The following is a 14,276-nucleotide window of genomic DNA, read 5'->3' on the forward strand; positions in this document are numbered from 1 at the left end:
GCATCAACCTCAGGCTGCGAGCGGTTCGGCGCACAGGCCGATCAGCAGTTCGCGCCATGCGGCCAGTTCCGGCACGCCCGGCTTGCGCACGCCGAAGAACTGGACGATCAGTTCGCCGCCTTCGTTGTACAGCTCGAGCGAAGTCACCCAGCCGTCGCTGGTCGGCTTGTTGACGACCCAGGTGCTGCTCACGGCTTCGGTGTTCAGGTGCAGGTTGAAGAGCGGGTCGAGGATGTTGTACCACGGGCCGGTGCGGACGAGCTTCTTCACCGGGCCGCTGTGGATCTGCACCATGCCGCGGTTGCCGACGAAGCACATGATGCCCAGATCGGTTTCTGCCGCGCGCTGCAGCATGGTTTCGACCGCGTCGTTGTCGATCTGCTGTGCCAGATCGTTGCCGACCGAACGCAGGGCGCCGAGGCGGCTGACCTTGTGCTTCTTCAGCATCGGGAAGAAGGCGTGGGTGTCCTGCAGGCCGAGCCAGGTGTCGCGCAGCGCGGCAGCGTCTTCCGGCACGTCCGGGGTGGTGTCCGGTGCATACGGCTTGGCTTCGGGCCAGGTTTTTTCGGCTGCGGCGAATTCGGCGACCAGCGCGTCATAGGCGGCGGAGTCGCTTTCTTCGAGCATGTACACCTTGTGCAGGGCGATGCCTTCGGCGTCGAAGAACTGCAGGCTGCGGCGCTCGCCTTCGGTCACGGCGTAGCAATGGGCCCAGGCGAAGAAGAACATGCGCAGGTCGATGTCCTTGCCGAGCACGAGACCGACCATGCCTTCGGCCTGGATGTCTTCGTAGGTGCCCTTGCGCTCGTGCACGCACCAGTCGTTGCGCGACAGCGCCATGACGTGGCCGAGCGTGCCGAGCCTGGAGAAAATGGCCTGAGTCCGGCCGTCGAGCTGGACCGAGGCCACACCACAGTCGGCGGCAACGAGCTGTGCTTCGGATACGTCGAGGCGGGCGGCACGTTCGCGCGCGCGCAGCTTCGGTTCGGTGGCCAGCAGCGCCTGATAGCGGGTTTGCAGCGCGTTGGCGGTTTCTTGGAAGTTGTTCATTTCGGTCTCCTGGGTGGTACGGTGTGGATGCTTTTGGCATGAATGCCGGTCCACAAAAGCAAAGGCCGACCCGCGAACGGGTCGGCAAATACGACTGAGTGCAGCTTAGAAGGTCCAGTTTGCGTTGACGCGGAAGCTGCGGCCCGGCTGCGAGTAACGGTCGATCACGAGGCTGTTCGACGTCAGGGCACGGGTCGATGCATCGGCGCCGTCCCAGTATTCCTTGTCAAACAGGTTGAACACGCCACCCGAGATGCGGACGTCCTTGACCGGCGTCCACCACGCGGTCAGATCGACCACGCCATAGCCCGGTGCCGAGTACAGATTGCTGCTCGACAGCTTGGTCTTGGCGGCTGCGGCGGTCAGCAGAGCATCGGCGCCCCAGACTTCCTGCTTGTACGACAGGCCGGTGATCAGCTTGAGCGGGGCGACCGAGTCGAGCCAGGTGTCGTCGGTTTCGTTGCGGCCGATCGACCAGGCCAGCGAACCCCAAGTACGCCATGCGCTGGTGAAGCTGTAGTGCGCGGTCGCCTCGACGCCGTAGATCCGTGCCTTGTCGATGTTCACGCTCTGGTAAACCATCGGGTAGCCCGGAATCCAGCCCGGATTGCTGCTGTTGATCGGCTGCAGCGTGTCGATGAAGTCCTTGTAGCGGGTGTCGAAGCCGGTGATCGTGCCGCCGGCATTGTCGTTACCCAGACGCAGGCCGAATTCGTAGCCCGAGCTGGTTTCCGGCTTCAGGTCCGGGTTCGGGACCAGGGTGTAGCCCTGAGCCGAGTTGGTGAACTGGCCGTTGATTTCCAGCGTCGTCGGCGCACGGAAGCCCTGTGCGTACTTGGCGAACAGCGTGGCCTGCTCGGCGAACTTCCACGAGCCGGCGAGCGACGGCGAGATCTTGTCGTCTTCCTGGCTCTTCGGCGTCATGCCGATGCCCTGGTTGATCTGGCTCTGCAGCGAGCCGACATCCGGGTTGTTGCGGTAATTGTCGTAGCGGATGCCCGGGGTCAGGGTGTAGCGGCCGCCGTCGAAGCCGAGTTCGTCCTGTGCGAACAACGCCCATTGCGTGACGGTGGTATCCGGCACGGTGCGCAGGTTGATCGACGTCGAAGCCGGGTAGCCCGCTGCGAATTCCTTGGTGTCGGTCTGCCACCATTCGCCACCGATCACCCACTGCTGGGTGATGCTGCCTTCGATGTTCTTGACCACCTGACCCGAAACGCCCTTGGCGGTTTCGGTGTAGGTGCCTTCGCGCCAGTATTTCGGATCGCGGGTATTGCGGGTCTGGTCGCGACGCTGGTCGCTTTCGAACTTCTGGTAGTACATCCGCGCCGATGCAGCGTCGATCAGGCCGCCGGCTTGCGGTGCGGTGTAGTCGTATTCGAGCGAGACACGCTTGCGTTCCTGCTCGTCGTGGGCCGTGCTCGAGGTGATCGCGGTCGGTGCCGGCGGCATCACCACGCCCAGTTCGCTGTACAGGTCGGTGTCGCTTTCGGTCTTGCGGTATTCGCCGGTCAGGCCCAGCTTGTGGCCGCCTTCGAAGTAGTGCTGCACCTTGGCGAGCGCGTTCTTGGTCGTGTAGTCCTGCGGATCCGGCGTCGTGCGGGTGGCCTTGTTCTTGCTGTCGTTGGTGCCCATGTTGTCGAGCTCGTGGCCCTTGCGGCCGCCCAGCTGCAGCAACCAGTAGGTGTCCTGGTTGACTTCGCCGGCCACGGCGCCGGACAGGCCGTAGCTGCTGTCCGCGCTGTCGTAGTCGGCCTTGACCTGGCCGCCGAAGGTCTTGCCAGCCTTGATCAGGTCGGTCGGATCAAGCGTGCGCATGCCGACGACGCCACCGAGTGCCGACGAACCGTACAGCGTCGAACCCGGGCCACGGACGATGTCGATCGCGGCGAGCGAGCTGAAGTCGACCATGTCCTGGCCAACGAAGGTGTCCCGGTTCGGGAACGAGAACACTTCCGGCAGGCGAACGCCGTCCACCATCATCAGTACGCGGTTGCCTTCGAGGCCGCGGATGTTGATGTTGGTGCCGCCATAGCGGCCGCTGCGCGACATGTCGACGCCCGGTTGCTCGTAGTTGCCGAGGTCCTTGAAGTCGCGGATGAACTTGTCGTCCAGCGCCTTGCGGTCGGTGCTGGTCACCGACGGCGGCAGCTCGTCGAGGGTTTTTTCGGTCCGGGTCGCGGTGACGACGATCGGGTTGAGGCTGGTGGCGCTGGCGTCCTGCTTGGCAGGTTTGGCGGTGGCCTGTTGCGGCACGGCGGCAAACGCGGTTTGCAGGGCGCAGGCGAGCAGGCTGAGCACGAGCGGGTGCGTGGAGCGGTTCATTGCAAGTCCTATGAGCAGTCGATAGCGGTGCGGTTGCACCGAACGCGGCTGGCTTGCTGGCGGGGAGACCGGTCCGCCCACTGGCTGGCATGCGTGGGTTGTTGGCATCGTTCGTCAGGCCGAACGCGCCTGGTTTTACTTCGTCAGAATCAGCTTGCCCTGGCGGGTTTCGCGCAGGGTGTAACGCTCGCCGTTATGGTCGATCACGACAGCACGCTGCCCTTGCAGCAACTGGTTGCTGTTGAGCACCGGCAGCGCCGGGGCGGGAAGGGTGGTCGTGGGCGTCTGCTTGTTCATGGGTGAGAATATTAACGCGAACTATTCTCATTCACAAGAATTCTTACTAGGTGTTGCGCATTTGCGCCAAATCAAACTTCTTTGCTTAACCTCGTTGACGAGAATGATTATTGATTAGATTGGTCGGCATGTTGATCCCACAGCCCAGGAGCCGGCATGTCCGCAGAACTCAACGCCTGGTTTGCCGAAACGGGCGAACTGGCCTTTCCAAAGCGCGCACTCGTCATGCCGTGGCGACACCGCACGCCGATCGACGCATCCGAGCACGCCACGACATGGCGCCAGCTGCAGGGCAGGCCACGGCACGGTCGTAAGGGGCTGGCTTACGTGCATGTGCCGTTCTGCGCCAATCACTGCCTGTTTTGCGGTTTCTACCAGAACCGCTGGCAGGAGGAAGCCTCCCGCCCGTATACCGACCGGCTGATTGCCGAAATCGAAAGGGAGGCCGATACGGCGCTGGTGGGGAGTGCGCCGATCCATGCGGTCTATCTGGGCGGCGGCACGCCATCGGCACTGGCCGCATCCGATCTGGCCCGGCTGATCACCACGTTGCGCACGCATCTGCCGCTGGCGCCGGATGCCGAAATCACCGTCGAAGGCAGGATCCGCCACTTCGACGATGCGCGGATCGACGCCTGTCTGGATGCCGGCGCGAACCGCTTTTCGATCGGCGTGCAAAGCTTCGACACCCGGGTTCGGCAAAGGCTGGGCCGGCAGGCGAGCCGCGAGCAGGCGATTGCCTTCCTCGAATCGCTGGCCGCGCGCGACCGCGCAGCGGTGGTTTGCGACCTGATCTTCGGGCTGCCCGATCAGGACGACGACGTGTGGGCGCGCGATCTGGAGACCGTCTGCGCGCTGCCACTCGACGGCGTCGACCTGTATGCGCTGAACCTGCTGCCGACGACGCCGCTATCGAAAGCGGTCGAGCTACAACGGCGCAGCCTGTCGACGCCGCAGGAACGCCAGCGCATGTACCTCGCCGGCCTCGGGCGGCTGGCCGAAGCAGGCTGGCAGCAACTGTCCAACAGCCATTGGGCGAGGACGACGCGCGAACGCAATCTGTACAACCAGCTGATCAAAGACGGCGCCGATTGTCTGGCGTTCGGCTCCGGCGGCGGCGGCAGCGCACACGGCATCAGCTACGTCGTCGACGGCACGCTGGCCGCCTACGAGGAAAAGATCGATGCGGGCTTGAAGCCGCTGTCGCACTTGGCCCTCAGCGACCCCTGGCAGCCGGCGCGCGAAGCCGTCACCGGCGGTATCGAGCGTGGCCGGCTGGATCTGTCGCGCCTGCCTGTCGACGACACCGCCACGCTGATCGCCCGGCTGCAGCCGCTGCTGGGCAACTGGCACGAGACGGGCCTGCTGGCCGATGCTGGCCCGGTACTGCGGCTGACGCCGCGCGGCCGTTTCTGGGCCAACAACCTGCACGCCGCGTTGAACGACCTGATCCCGCAGCTCGTCGCCGCAACCCTTCCTGCCGCCCGCGCGGCCTGACCATCCGGAGTCCCCATCATGAATACGCTGAACCTGTCGCTTGCCGAACGCCTTGCCGATGATGCCGACGGCATTCTTGAAAACCTGGCTGCCGAGTTCAACGCCAGCCTGCTCGACGTCGTGACCGCCTTGCCCGAACCCATGCGGACGCTGCTGCCCGGCGACCGTTTTGCCGACGTGATGGCTGAAATCAGCGACTGGGGCGACGTCACGCTGCTGACGCACAGCGCCGATGCCATTCTCGAGTTCCATGGCCGGGTGCCGGTCGGCCGTTCGGCGCACGGCTTTTTCAACCTGCGCGGGGGTGGCGCGCTCAGCGGCCACATTCGCGCCAGCCGCTGCCGCACGATTGCGCTGGTCGAGCGCCCGTTCATGGGCCTTGCCACGGCCAGCGTGATTTTCTTCAATCCGGACGGTGAGGCGATGTACAAGGTCTTCGTCCGGCGCAACAAGGACAAAAGCCTGGATGCCGAACAACTGGTACGCTTCCGCGCTTTGGCTGCGGCAAAAACGTGCTGCGGCGGTTGCAAGGGAGAAGGATCGTGCGGGGATTGATCGTATTCGGCGCCAGTCGCGGCGTCGGGCTGGAAGTGGCCGGACAGGCGCGTGCGCAGGGTCGGGCGGTGCGTGCGCTGCTGCGCGAAAGCAGTGATGCATCGGCGCTCGAGGCGATCGGCGTCGACGTCGTGCGCGGTGATGCGCTCGACGCGGATGCGGTCGGCGCGGCATTGGCCGGACTGCCCGCCGACACGGACGTCGTCACCACGCTGGGCAGCTTCGGCCCCGGTGTTTCGGTCGACTACCTCGGCAACCGCAATGTCATCGATGCAACCGAGCGTGCCGGCCTCAAGCGGCTGGTACTGGTGACCTCGCTCGGTGGCAGCGAAACCTGGCCACACCTGTCCGAACGTTCGCGCAAGGGCTTCGGTGGTGCGGTACGCGAGAAGACGCTGGCCGAGGCATGGTTGCGGACCAGCGGGCTCGAGCATACGATCATCCGCCCCGGCGGCCTGCGCGACGGCCCGGCGCTGGGCAGTCCGCAGCGGATCGAGAACGCCGAGGCCCATGGTTTCGTCCGCCGTGCGGACGTGGCTGCCGTGGTACTCGATTGTCTGGTCGACCCGGCCACCATCGGCCGTGCGATCAGCGTCGTCGATCCGGCCTGCCCGGCTTGAGTCGCTGACACCGCTTGGTCTGCAGAGCAGGCCGCAACCGTCAGGCTGGTCGGCCTGCCTTTAGGTGTCCGCTTGCAACCTTTTGCGCGTATCCGGCTCTTACCCAAGATGGGCCGGCTGCAGGTACGCGGCCGTCCCGGGCTGCTTCAATGCGGCAAGGAGGTTCGTATGACCAGAGTGCAAGGTGCTTTCAGCATCGGGTTTTTGGCGGTATTGCTCGCCGGTTCCGTGTGGGCCGAAGCATTGCCGGTGCAAACGCAGGGCAATGTGTCGTATGTCAGTGGCGGCGTCGGTGACGAGGAGGTAGCGGCGCTCAGGGCCGTGCAGGGCAGTTACAACCTGCATCTGCTGTTTGTCGGCAGCAATGGTCACTACCTCAGCGGTACCCGGGTTGTCGTCAAGAACGCCAAAAGCGAAGCGGTGCTCGACGCCGAGTCCACCGGGCCGTACTTCTACGCCAAACTGCCGGCTGGCCGGTACAGCGTCAGTGCCAGCAACGATGGGCAAACGCAGACCCGGTCGCTGCAGCTCGGCACCAAAGGCGGAAAGCAAACCACGTTCCGCTGGTAGGTTCGAACAGAAAACCGGCCCTTGGCCGGTTTTTTCATTCCGATTCCCGGGGCCTCCCGGTTATCGTGTCGCCCACTGCCAGGGCGGGCGTGCCAGGTCCTCGAGGCCGGTGATCTGCGTTTCGCCGAAATCCTTCTCCAGCATCAGCGAGTTGCAGTCGCCGTGACGCTCCAGCGCGGCGATCAGCCGGGCGGCGTGCGAGACGACGATCACCTGGGTATCGTGCGCGGCATGCTGGATCAGTCGTGCCAGTGCCGGCAGCAGGTCCGGGTGCAGGCTGGTTTCGGGTTCGTTCAGCACCAGCAGGGTCGGCGGACGCGGCGTCAGCAGCGCGGCGACGAGCAGCAGGTAGCGCAGGGTGCCGTCGGAGAGTTCGGCGCTCGACAGCGGCCGCAGCAATCCGTGCTGGCGCATGCCGACGCCGAAGCGGCCGCGCTCGCAGGTGATTTCGATCGTCGAGCCCGGAAATGCATCGTCGATCGCGGCGTGCAACGCGGCCTCGTCTCCGATTTCGATGATGGTCTGCAGGGCGGCGGCCAGGTCGCTGCCGTCGTGATTCAGCACCGGCGTGCGGGTGCCGATCTGCGCCTGCCGCGCCGGAGCGTCGGCATCGGTGCGGAAGTGGTCATAAAAGCGCCACGAGCGCATCTGTTCGCGCAGCCGCAGCACCTCGGGCGCAAGGAGCGGATCGGCGCATTGCAGCATCATGCTGTCGAAGCCGGCGATGTTGCGGGTCAGTACCCGCCAATCGCGTGCATCGCGCACCTTGACGAGCGGACCGTGCCGATCGGCGAGCAGGGCGGCAGGGCGCAGGATCGGGCCGGCCCACAGGCATTCGCGCTTGATTTCAGGATCGAGGCCGAACAGCGAGTTCGGCACCGGCTCGGGCATGCCGATGTCGATTGCATAGCCGAAATCGTCGCTGGCGAAACCCAGGCGCAGATGCACCGGCTCGTTGCGCACCGTCCCCTGGACCGGGGTCGCACCGCTGCGCATCGCGCGCGAAATCGTTTCCGGCCCGGCCCACAACGTCGACGGCAGGCCACCTTCGCGCGCCAGCGACGGAATCACCCGGCCCTGCGCGGTTTCGGCCAGCAGGCGCAGGGCGCGATACAGGTTCGACTTGCCGCTGCCATTGGCGCCGGTGATTACGTTCAGACGCCCGAGCGGCAGGATCAGCTGGCGTAGCGAACGGTAATTGGCGATCGCGAGCGTCGTCAGCATCAGGGGTTGAGAACGGTCGGTCTGGATTCGGTGAGCAGGCCGGGGTAATCGCGGCTGTAGTGCAGGCCGCGGCTTTCCTTGCGCGCCAGCGCGGAGCGGACGATCAGCTCGGCCGTGGTGACGAGATTGCGCAGCTCGATCAGGTCGTTCGAAACACGGAAATTGCTGTAGTAGTCGTCGATCTCGTGCTGCAGCAGCTCGATCCGGTGCTGGGCGCGCTCGAGCCGCTTGTTGGTGCGGACGATCCCGACGTAGTCCCACATGAAGCGGCGCAGCTCGTCCCAGTTGTGGGCGATCACGACTTCCTCGTCCGGGTCGGTGACGCGGCTTTCGTCCCACTCTGGAATCTCGGGTACGGGGTGGAATCCGGCACCCAGAATGTCCTCGGCGGCGGCCTTGCCGATCACCATGCATTCGAGCAAGGAGTTGCTGGCCAGCCGGTTGGCACCGTGCAGGCCGGTGTAACTGACTTCGCCGACGCCATAGAGCCCGTCGACATCGGTGCGCCCGGCGCGATCGACGACCAGACCGCCGCAGGTGTAGTGCGCGGCCGGGACGACCGGAATCGGCTGTTTGGTGATGTCGATGCCGAGTTCGAGGCAGCGTTGATAGATGTTCGGGAAGTGCTCCTTGACGAAGCTTGAGGGCTTGTAACTGATGTCCAGGTAGACGCAGTCGAAACCGCCTTTCTTCATCTCGAAGTCGATGGCGCGGGCGACGACGTCGCGCGGCGCCAGCTCGGCACGTTCATCGTGGTTGGGCATGAAGCGCGTACCGTCCGGCAGGCGCAGGATGCCGCCTTCGCCGCGCACCGCTTCGGTGATCAGAAAGGATTTCGCGTGCGGGTGGTAGAGGCAGGTCGGATGGAACTGGATGAACTCCATGTTCGCCACCTTGCAGCCGGCGCGCCAGCCCATGGCGATGCCGTCGCCGGTCGCGACGTCCGGGTTGGTCGTATATAGATACACCTTGCCCGCACCGCCGGTGGCAAGCACCGTGTGTTGCGCGAGCACGGTATCGACGCGGTCGGCATCGATGTCGTAGATGTAGGCGCCATGGCAGCGGTTGGCGTTACCGGTCTTGCCCAGCTTGGTGTCGGTGATCAGGTCGAGTGCGATATGGTGCTCGAGCACGGTGATGTTCGGGTGAGCAGCCACCTTGGTCGCCAGCGTGTCGATGACGGCCGCGCCGGTCGCGTCGGCGGCGTGGATGATGCGGCGGTGGCTGTGGCCGCCTTCGCGGGTCAGGTGGTAGCCGTGGTAATTGGTTTCGCCGGAGTCGTCGCGCGTGAACGGCACGCCCATGGTGATCAGCCAGTCGATGGCTTCTTTCGAGTGCTCGACGATGAAGCGCGTCGACTCGGGCTCGCACAGGCCGGCACCGGCGACCAGCGTGTCCTTGATGTGCAGCTCGATGCTGTCCTGATCGTCGAGCACCGCGGCAATGCCGCCTTGGGCCCAGCCGCTACCGCCGTCGCGCAGTTCGCGCTTGGTGACGAGGCCGACCTTGAGCTTGTCGGCCAGGTGCAGCGCGATGGTCATGCCACCCAGACCGCTGCCGATAATCAGTACGTCGAATTGCCGCATCGTCACTTACGCCGTAAAGTCAGAATCAACGGCAAATGTTACATCAGAGCCCGGTGCCGCTGCAGCTTGCGCGGCCGGGACGCGGCGGGCACAATCCGGCCGCGCTGCCGGCTTGTGGCTTGAAATGGATGGATTCGCCCCCATTTGGCTTTTTCAACTGCGCGAAAACAGCGCGCAGGCCGAACACGGAGTACGCATTGGAACAACGGACGGAACGGGAACTCGACTCGGAACTCGTCGCCCGGGCACAAGCCGGCGACAAGCGGGCGTTCGAGCTACTGGTGATCAAGTACCAGCGCCGGATCGCCCGTCTCCTGTCGCGTTTGATTCGCGATCCGGCCGAAATCGAGGATGTCGCGCAGGAGGCATTCATCAAGGCGTATCGCGCTTTGCCGTCCTTCCGGGGCGAATCGGCGTTTTACACTTGGCTTTACCGGATTGCGATCAATACTGCGAAGAACTATCTCGCATCGATGGGCCGGCGACCGCAGCTGGCAATGGATTACGAGGACGAGGAGGGCGAGACCCTCGACGCAGCGGCACAAATACCGGACTTTCATACGCCAGAGTCTGAACTATCGAATCGGCAGATTGTCTCTACGGTGAACGAGGCGGTTGATGCGCTCCCGGAGGAGTTGCGAACCGCCATCACGCTGCGCGAGATGGAAGGCCTGTCGTACGAAGAGATCTCCAGCGTGATGAATTGTCCGATCGGTACGGTTCGCTCACGAATTTTCAGGGCGCGCGAAGCGATCGCGACTAAACTGCGGCCTCTTCTGGCAACGGTCGGCAAGGACCGGCGATGGTGAGGGCTCAGGACATAACGCGAATGAAGGAAATCGACATGAAAGAGCATTTGTCCGCGCTGATCGACAGCGAGCTGGATACTGCGAACAGCGCCGCGGTGCTGAGGCAACTGGATGCCGACGGTGAACTGACGCAGGACCTGCAAGACTGGCAGCTGATCAGCGACGCCATGCACGATCATCCGATTCTTTCCCCCGATTTTATGACCCGTTTTTCGGCCCGTCTGGCCGCAGAACCGGTCGTCATTGCGCCGCACGCGCTGAAGCGAAAGCGTTCGTTCCTCAAGCGTGCCCTCGTACCGTTTTCGGCCGCAGCCTCGATCGCTTTCGTGGGGGTTGCCAGCTGGCAGGCCTATACCGGTGGCATGAGCGTGACCTCGCCGGTGCCCGGTGCGCCTGCCGCGATCGAGCGTGTGGCCAGCAATGAAACGGTCAATGTCGATGCCGACCGCATCCATGATTATCTGGTTGCCCATCGTGAAGATGCGGGCAGCCCTTTCGCCGGCCAGGACATGGTCTCGATTTCCTATCAAGTTCCACAACGATAAACGTCAATGATGAAACTGAAGGGGTGGCTCGTTGCCGGTAGTCTGCTGTTCGCAGGATCCTCGCTTTCCGCGATCGCAGCGTCATCGTCGGGCGAGCTGCTTGATCAAGCGCAGGCCAGTCAACTCGTCCACCGTGTTACCGAAGCGCCCAAGACCCTGACCTTTCAGGGCATCTACATCCAGCAGCGGCACAATTTCATGCAGAGTTATCGGGTCTTCCACCAGGGTGGTGGTGGATCCGATGTCGAGCGGCGGGAGTCGCTGGATGGGCCGCAACTCGAATATCTGCGTCATGGTGACCTGATCAGCGTATTCACCCCCGATGCACGGCCGGTGACGCTGGATCGGCGCCATACTTCGAAGATGTTTCCCAGGCAGTTCCCGGATCAGGCCGACGAGTTGCTCGGCAATTACCAGATCCGCAAGATCGGCCGTGAGCGCGTTGCCGGACTGGACGCCGACATCTACGACTTCGAGCCGCGCGACCGTTACCGTTTTCCGCATCGCTACTGGATAGACAGTGGCAGCGGCCTGATGCTCAAAACGGTGATGTATGGTGCACGTCGCGAAGTCACCGAAATCTTCTCGTTCTCGCAGATCAACATCGGTGGCGCGCTCGACAAGCGGCTGCTCAAGCCAGTCAATCCGGTACGGCCTGTGGTGCTCGAACAGCTGCCGCAAAACGTGGTGGCCGACTCGCATTGGCAGATCAACGATTTGCCGCCTGGGTTCAAGCTGTTCCGCCAGCTCAAGCGAAATCTGCCTGGCAAGAACAAGCCGGTACTGCATTACCTGTACGGCGACGGACTGGTGACGGTGTCGGTGTTCATCGAGCCGATCGATCCGCGCATGCCGCAAGGGCTGACGCAGCAGAACGGCATCAGTCTTTATTCGCGCCAGATCGGGGGCTATATGGTCACCGCGCTGGGCGAAGTGCCCTCGGATACGGTGCAGGCCTTCAGTCAGGCCTTCACTCCGCGCGGCAACGACAAATAACATCCGATTCAATGATCGATACCGAAGCGCAGGTGGTCCGGACCGAGGCATCGCATGCGTGGGTGGTGATTCGGCCGCACACGCCTTGCGGCAATTGTGATCCGCAGACCGGCTGCCGTTCGGTGGCCATCAGCCGCATGTTCGGCCAGGCGCAGCAGCAGTATCGCGTTAATAATCCCCTTGGTGCCGTGGAAGGGGAGTATGTCAAAGTGGCCGTTACAGAACGCACGCTGTTGCAGTCGGCGTTGTGGGCCTATGGTCTGCCGCTGGTGGCGATCATTCTTGGTGCGCTGCTCGGCCGCTTCTTGGCGCCCGGTGTGCCGCTTGCCGAGGTCGTCGGTGCTGCGATCGGGTTTTGCGGCGCTTTTGCGTGGTTGCGAGTGACGCGGCACCGCATTGCCGACCGGGGACCGATCATCGTATCCCGCCATGGCCGTACGCCGCCGCCGCGCGGCTGTTCTTCCGCCGACTAGATTGCTTCATTTCAACGTTGTGTCTGTTTCATTCTCATAACAATGGGTGATTGACCATGAAGATGACTCGCTGGCTTGCAGCCGGAGTTTTGACGCTGGGTTTCGGTTCCGCCAATGCGGCTGCCGTGTCCGGCCTGCCTGATTTCACGCAACTCGTCGAAAAGGAAGGCAAGGCCGTCGTGAATATCTCGACGACCGGCAAGGTGCGCGAGCCAGAGCAGCAGCAATGGAGTGGTGACGACGACGTGCTGGACCTGTTCCGCCGCTTCGGCTTCCCTGTGCCGCCGGGCGCGCTGCCGCAGCAGCCCGGCGCACCGCGCGAGCGTCAGGTGCAATCGTTGGGTTCGGGCTTCATCATCGATGGTGGCGGTTACATCCTGACCAACGCGCACGTCGTCGCCGATGCCGAGGAGATCAAGGTCAAGCTGACCGACAAGCGCGAGTTCAAGGCCAAGGTCATCGGTTCCGATGCGCGGACCGACGTCGCGTTGCTCAAGGTCGAAGCCACCGGCTTGCCGAAGGTCGACCTCGGCAACAGCGAGGTGCTCAAGGTCGGTGAGTGGGTCGTGGCCATCGGCGCGCCGTTCGGGCTGGAAAACAGCGTGACCGCCGGCATCGTTTCGGCCAAGGGCCGCAATCTGCCGGATGAAACCTTCGTGCCCTTCATCCAGACCGACGTAGCGATCAACCCCGGCAATTCGGGTGGTCCGCTCTTCAACATGAAGGGCGAGGTTGTCGGCATCAATTCTCAGATTTACAGCCGCTCGGGCGGATACATGGGGTTGTCGTTCTCGATCCCGATCGATGTGGCGATGAAAGTGGCCGATGAGCTCAAGGCGACCGGCAAGGTGACCCGTGGTCGTATCGGTGTCGCGGTTCAGGATTTGAACGAGGATCTGGCCAAGAGCTTCGGCTTGCCGAATACCAATGGCGCACTGGTGTCGTCGGTCGACAAGGAAGGCCCGGCGGCCAAGGGCGGCCTGAAGCCGGGCGACGTCGTGCTCAAGTACAACGGTCAGCCGATCAACAACACCGGCGACCTGCCGCGCTTCGTGACGGCGACCAAGCCCGGGACCACGGTCAAGATCGGCATCTGGCGTGACCGCGCGGCGCGCGATCTGTCGGTGACCATCGGCCTGCTCGATAGCGTCGAAGGTCCGAACAAGGTGCGCGAATACAAGGGCGGCAACGCGCAGCAGGAAGACAGCCAGCGTTTTGGTCTGGTCTTGCGTGAACTGGCGCCGCAGCAGCTGAAGTCGCTCGGCATCAAGTACGGCCTGGCCATCCAGTCGGCAACCGGCGCTTCGGCCAAGGCCGGCCTGATGCGCGGTGACGTGATCATCGGTGTTGGCGGAACCGACATCACCGGGATGCAGCAGCTGCGCCAGATGCTCAGTGCGGTGAAACCGAACGAATCGGTGGCCCTGCGCGTGATGCGCGACGGCGCAACGATCTTCATTTCGATGACGGCGCCGGCCAAGTGAAACCTGTGCTCAAACTGTTCGGCCGCGAATATTGCGGCCTCTGCCTGACCATGCGTGACCAGCTGCAGCCCTTGGCCGAACAGCATGGCTTTGCCGTCGAGTGGATCGATATCGACGACAACGACGCGCTTGAAGCCTTGTATGGCGAGCTGGTGCCGGTATTGACCAACGAGGATGGCGTCGAAATCTGCCACTATCACCTCGATGTGCAAGCGCTGGATGATTGGCGGGCGAAAATCCGGTAA

The 14,276-nt window shown here is 63.6% G+C and carries 15 protein-coding genes; 10 read left to right on the forward strand and 5 right to left on the reverse strand.

The genetic code is table 11. The features are described 5' to 3' along the window. Positions 1-9: 9 nt before the first annotated feature. The 3 genes from JMJ54_RS06655 to hemP form a co-directional block, all read right to left on the reverse strand. A complete protein-coding gene (locus JMJ54_RS06655) occupies positions 10-1,050 on the reverse strand; it encodes a hemin-degrading factor (RefSeq protein ID WP_203537164.1) in 1,041 nt (346 codons plus the stop codon). A 105-nt stretch (positions 1,051-1,155) separates the two neighbouring features. Further along, the gene (locus JMJ54_RS06660; RefSeq protein WP_203537165.1) at positions 1,156-3,375 is read right to left on the reverse strand and encodes a TonB-dependent hemoglobin/transferrin/lactoferrin family receptor; all 2,220 of its coding nucleotides are present in this window, start codon (positions 3,373-3,375) and stop codon (positions 1,156-1,158) included. Positions 3,376-3,510: 135 nt separating this feature from the next. Beyond that, a complete protein-coding gene (hemP, locus tag JMJ54_RS06665) occupies positions 3,511-3,672 on the reverse strand; it encodes a hemin uptake protein HemP (protein ID WP_203537166.1) in 162 nt (53 codons plus the stop codon). A 156-nt stretch (positions 3,673-3,828) separates the two neighbouring features. On the opposite strand from hemP, the gene hutW reads away from it, so the two are divergent. From hutW to JMJ54_RS06685, 4 genes are all read left to right on the forward strand, one after another. Beyond that, complete coding sequence (gene hutW, locus JMJ54_RS06670) at positions 3,829-5,169, forward strand: heme anaerobic degradation radical SAM methyltransferase ChuW/HutW (RefSeq protein ID WP_203537167.1); 1,341 nt, start codon at positions 3,829-3,831, stop codon at positions 5,167-5,169. A gap of 18 nt (positions 5,170-5,187) precedes the next feature. Next, positions 5,188-5,724 carry a heme utilization cystosolic carrier protein HutX gene (gene hutX, locus JMJ54_RS06675; protein ID WP_203537168.1) on the forward strand — a complete coding sequence of 179 codons (537 nt, stop codon included), beginning with the start codon at positions 5,188-5,190 and terminating at the stop codon, positions 5,722-5,724. Then, the gene (locus JMJ54_RS06680; protein WP_203537169.1) at positions 5,712-6,344 is read left to right on the forward strand and encodes an SDR family oxidoreductase; all 633 of its coding nucleotides are present in this window, start codon (positions 5,712-5,714) and stop codon (positions 6,342-6,344) included. Before hutX ends, JMJ54_RS06680 begins: the two co-directional genes overlap by 13 nt. Before the next feature lie 168 nt (positions 6,345-6,512). Beyond that, a complete protein-coding gene (locus JMJ54_RS06685; RefSeq protein WP_203537170.1) occupies positions 6,513-6,914 on the forward strand; it encodes a hypothetical protein in 402 nt (133 codons plus the stop codon). 60 nt (positions 6,915-6,974) lie between these two features. Here the strand turns inward: JMJ54_RS06685 and JMJ54_RS06690 are convergent, their stop codons facing one another. Then, complete coding sequence (locus tag JMJ54_RS06690; RefSeq protein WP_203537171.1) at positions 6,975-8,138, reverse strand: AAA family ATPase; 1,164 nt, start codon at positions 8,136-8,138, stop codon at positions 6,975-6,977. Then, positions 8,138-9,724 carry an L-aspartate oxidase gene (gene nadB / locus JMJ54_RS06695; protein WP_203537172.1) on the reverse strand — a complete coding sequence of 529 codons (1,587 nt, stop codon included), beginning with the start codon at positions 9,722-9,724 and terminating at the stop codon, positions 8,138-8,140. Before nadB ends, JMJ54_RS06690 begins: the two co-directional genes overlap by 1 nt. Positions 9,725-9,921: 197 nt before the next feature. On the opposite strand from nadB, the gene rpoE reads away from it, so the two are divergent. Genes rpoE through JMJ54_RS06725 form a run of 6 tightly spaced genes read left to right on the forward strand, consistent with a single transcriptional unit; the run spans position 9,922 to position 14,276 of the window. Then, complete coding sequence (gene rpoE, locus JMJ54_RS06700) at positions 9,922-10,533, forward strand: RNA polymerase sigma factor RpoE (RefSeq protein ID WP_229797425.1); 612 nt, start codon at positions 9,922-9,924, stop codon at positions 10,531-10,533. Positions 10,534-10,553: 20 nt separating this feature from the next. Next, positions 10,554-11,078 (forward strand): sigma-E factor negative regulatory protein, encoded by a 525-nt coding sequence (locus JMJ54_RS06705; RefSeq protein ID WP_203537173.1) that lies wholly within the window; start codon positions 10,554-10,556, stop codon positions 11,076-11,078. Positions 11,079-11,084: 6 nt separating this feature from the next. Next, entirely contained in the window at positions 11,085-12,074 is a 990-nt protein-coding gene (locus tag JMJ54_RS06710; RefSeq protein WP_203537174.1) for a MucB/RseB C-terminal domain-containing protein, read from the forward strand. An 11-nt stretch (positions 12,075-12,085) separates the two neighbouring features. Next, a complete protein-coding gene (locus JMJ54_RS06715; protein WP_203537175.1) occupies positions 12,086-12,547 on the forward strand; it encodes a SoxR reducing system RseC family protein in 462 nt (153 codons plus the stop codon). A gap of 56 nt (positions 12,548-12,603) precedes the next feature. Continuing rightward, positions 12,604-14,031 (forward strand): DegQ family serine endoprotease, encoded by a 1,428-nt coding sequence (locus JMJ54_RS06720; protein ID WP_238999929.1) that lies wholly within the window; start codon positions 12,604-12,606, stop codon positions 14,029-14,031. Continuing rightward, positions 14,028-14,276 carry a glutaredoxin family protein gene (locus JMJ54_RS06725; RefSeq protein ID WP_203537176.1) on the forward strand — a complete coding sequence of 83 codons (249 nt, stop codon included), beginning with the start codon at positions 14,028-14,030 and terminating at the stop codon, positions 14,274-14,276. The genes JMJ54_RS06720 and JMJ54_RS06725 overlap by 4 nt, the downstream gene beginning before the upstream one ends.

Source organism: Jeongeupia naejangsanensis (assembly GCF_016865585.1).
GTDB lineage: Bacteria > Pseudomonadota > Gammaproteobacteria > Burkholderiales > Chitinibacteraceae > Jeongeupia > Jeongeupia naejangsanensis.

What these genes read in the sequence shown, in the direction of transcription:
- JMJ54_RS06655 (WP_203537164.1), bottom strand. Translation starts at nt 1,050, where the DNA reads ATGAACAACTTCCAAGAAACCGCCAACGCGCTGCAAACCCGCTATCAG.
- JMJ54_RS06660 (WP_203537165.1), bottom strand. Translation starts at nt 3,375, where the DNA reads ATGAACCGCTCCACGCACCCGCTCGTGCTCAGCCTGCTCGCCTGCGCC.
- hemP (WP_203537166.1), bottom strand. Translation starts at nt 3,672, where the DNA reads ATGAACAAGCAGACGCCCACGACCACCCTTCCCGCCCCGGCGCTGCCG.
- hutW (WP_203537167.1), top strand. Translation starts at nt 3,829, where the DNA reads ATGTCCGCAGAACTCAACGCCTGGTTTGCCGAAACGGGCGAACTGGCC.
- hutX (WP_203537168.1), top strand. Translation starts at nt 5,188, where the DNA reads ATGAATACGCTGAACCTGTCGCTTGCCGAACGCCTTGCCGATGATGCC.
- JMJ54_RS06685 (WP_203537170.1), top strand. Translation starts at nt 6,513, where the DNA reads ATGACCAGAGTGCAAGGTGCTTTCAGCATCGGGTTTTTGGCGGTATTG.
- JMJ54_RS06690 (WP_203537171.1), bottom strand. Translation starts at nt 8,138, where the DNA reads ATGCTGACGACGCTCGCGATCGCCAATTACCGTTCGCTACGCCAGCTG.
- nadB (WP_203537172.1), bottom strand. Translation starts at nt 9,724, where the DNA reads ATGCGGCAATTCGACGTACTGATTATCGGCAGCGGTCTGGGTGGCATG.
- JMJ54_RS06705 (WP_203537173.1), top strand. Translation starts at nt 10,554, where the DNA reads ATGAAGGAAATCGACATGAAAGAGCATTTGTCCGCGCTGATCGACAGC.
- JMJ54_RS06710 (WP_203537174.1), top strand. Translation starts at nt 11,085, where the DNA reads ATGATGAAACTGAAGGGGTGGCTCGTTGCCGGTAGTCTGCTGTTCGCA.
- JMJ54_RS06715 (WP_203537175.1), top strand. Translation starts at nt 12,086, where the DNA reads ATGATCGATACCGAAGCGCAGGTGGTCCGGACCGAGGCATCGCATGCG.
- JMJ54_RS06720 (WP_238999929.1), top strand. Translation starts at nt 12,604, where the DNA reads ATGAAGATGACTCGCTGGCTTGCAGCCGGAGTTTTGACGCTGGGTTTC.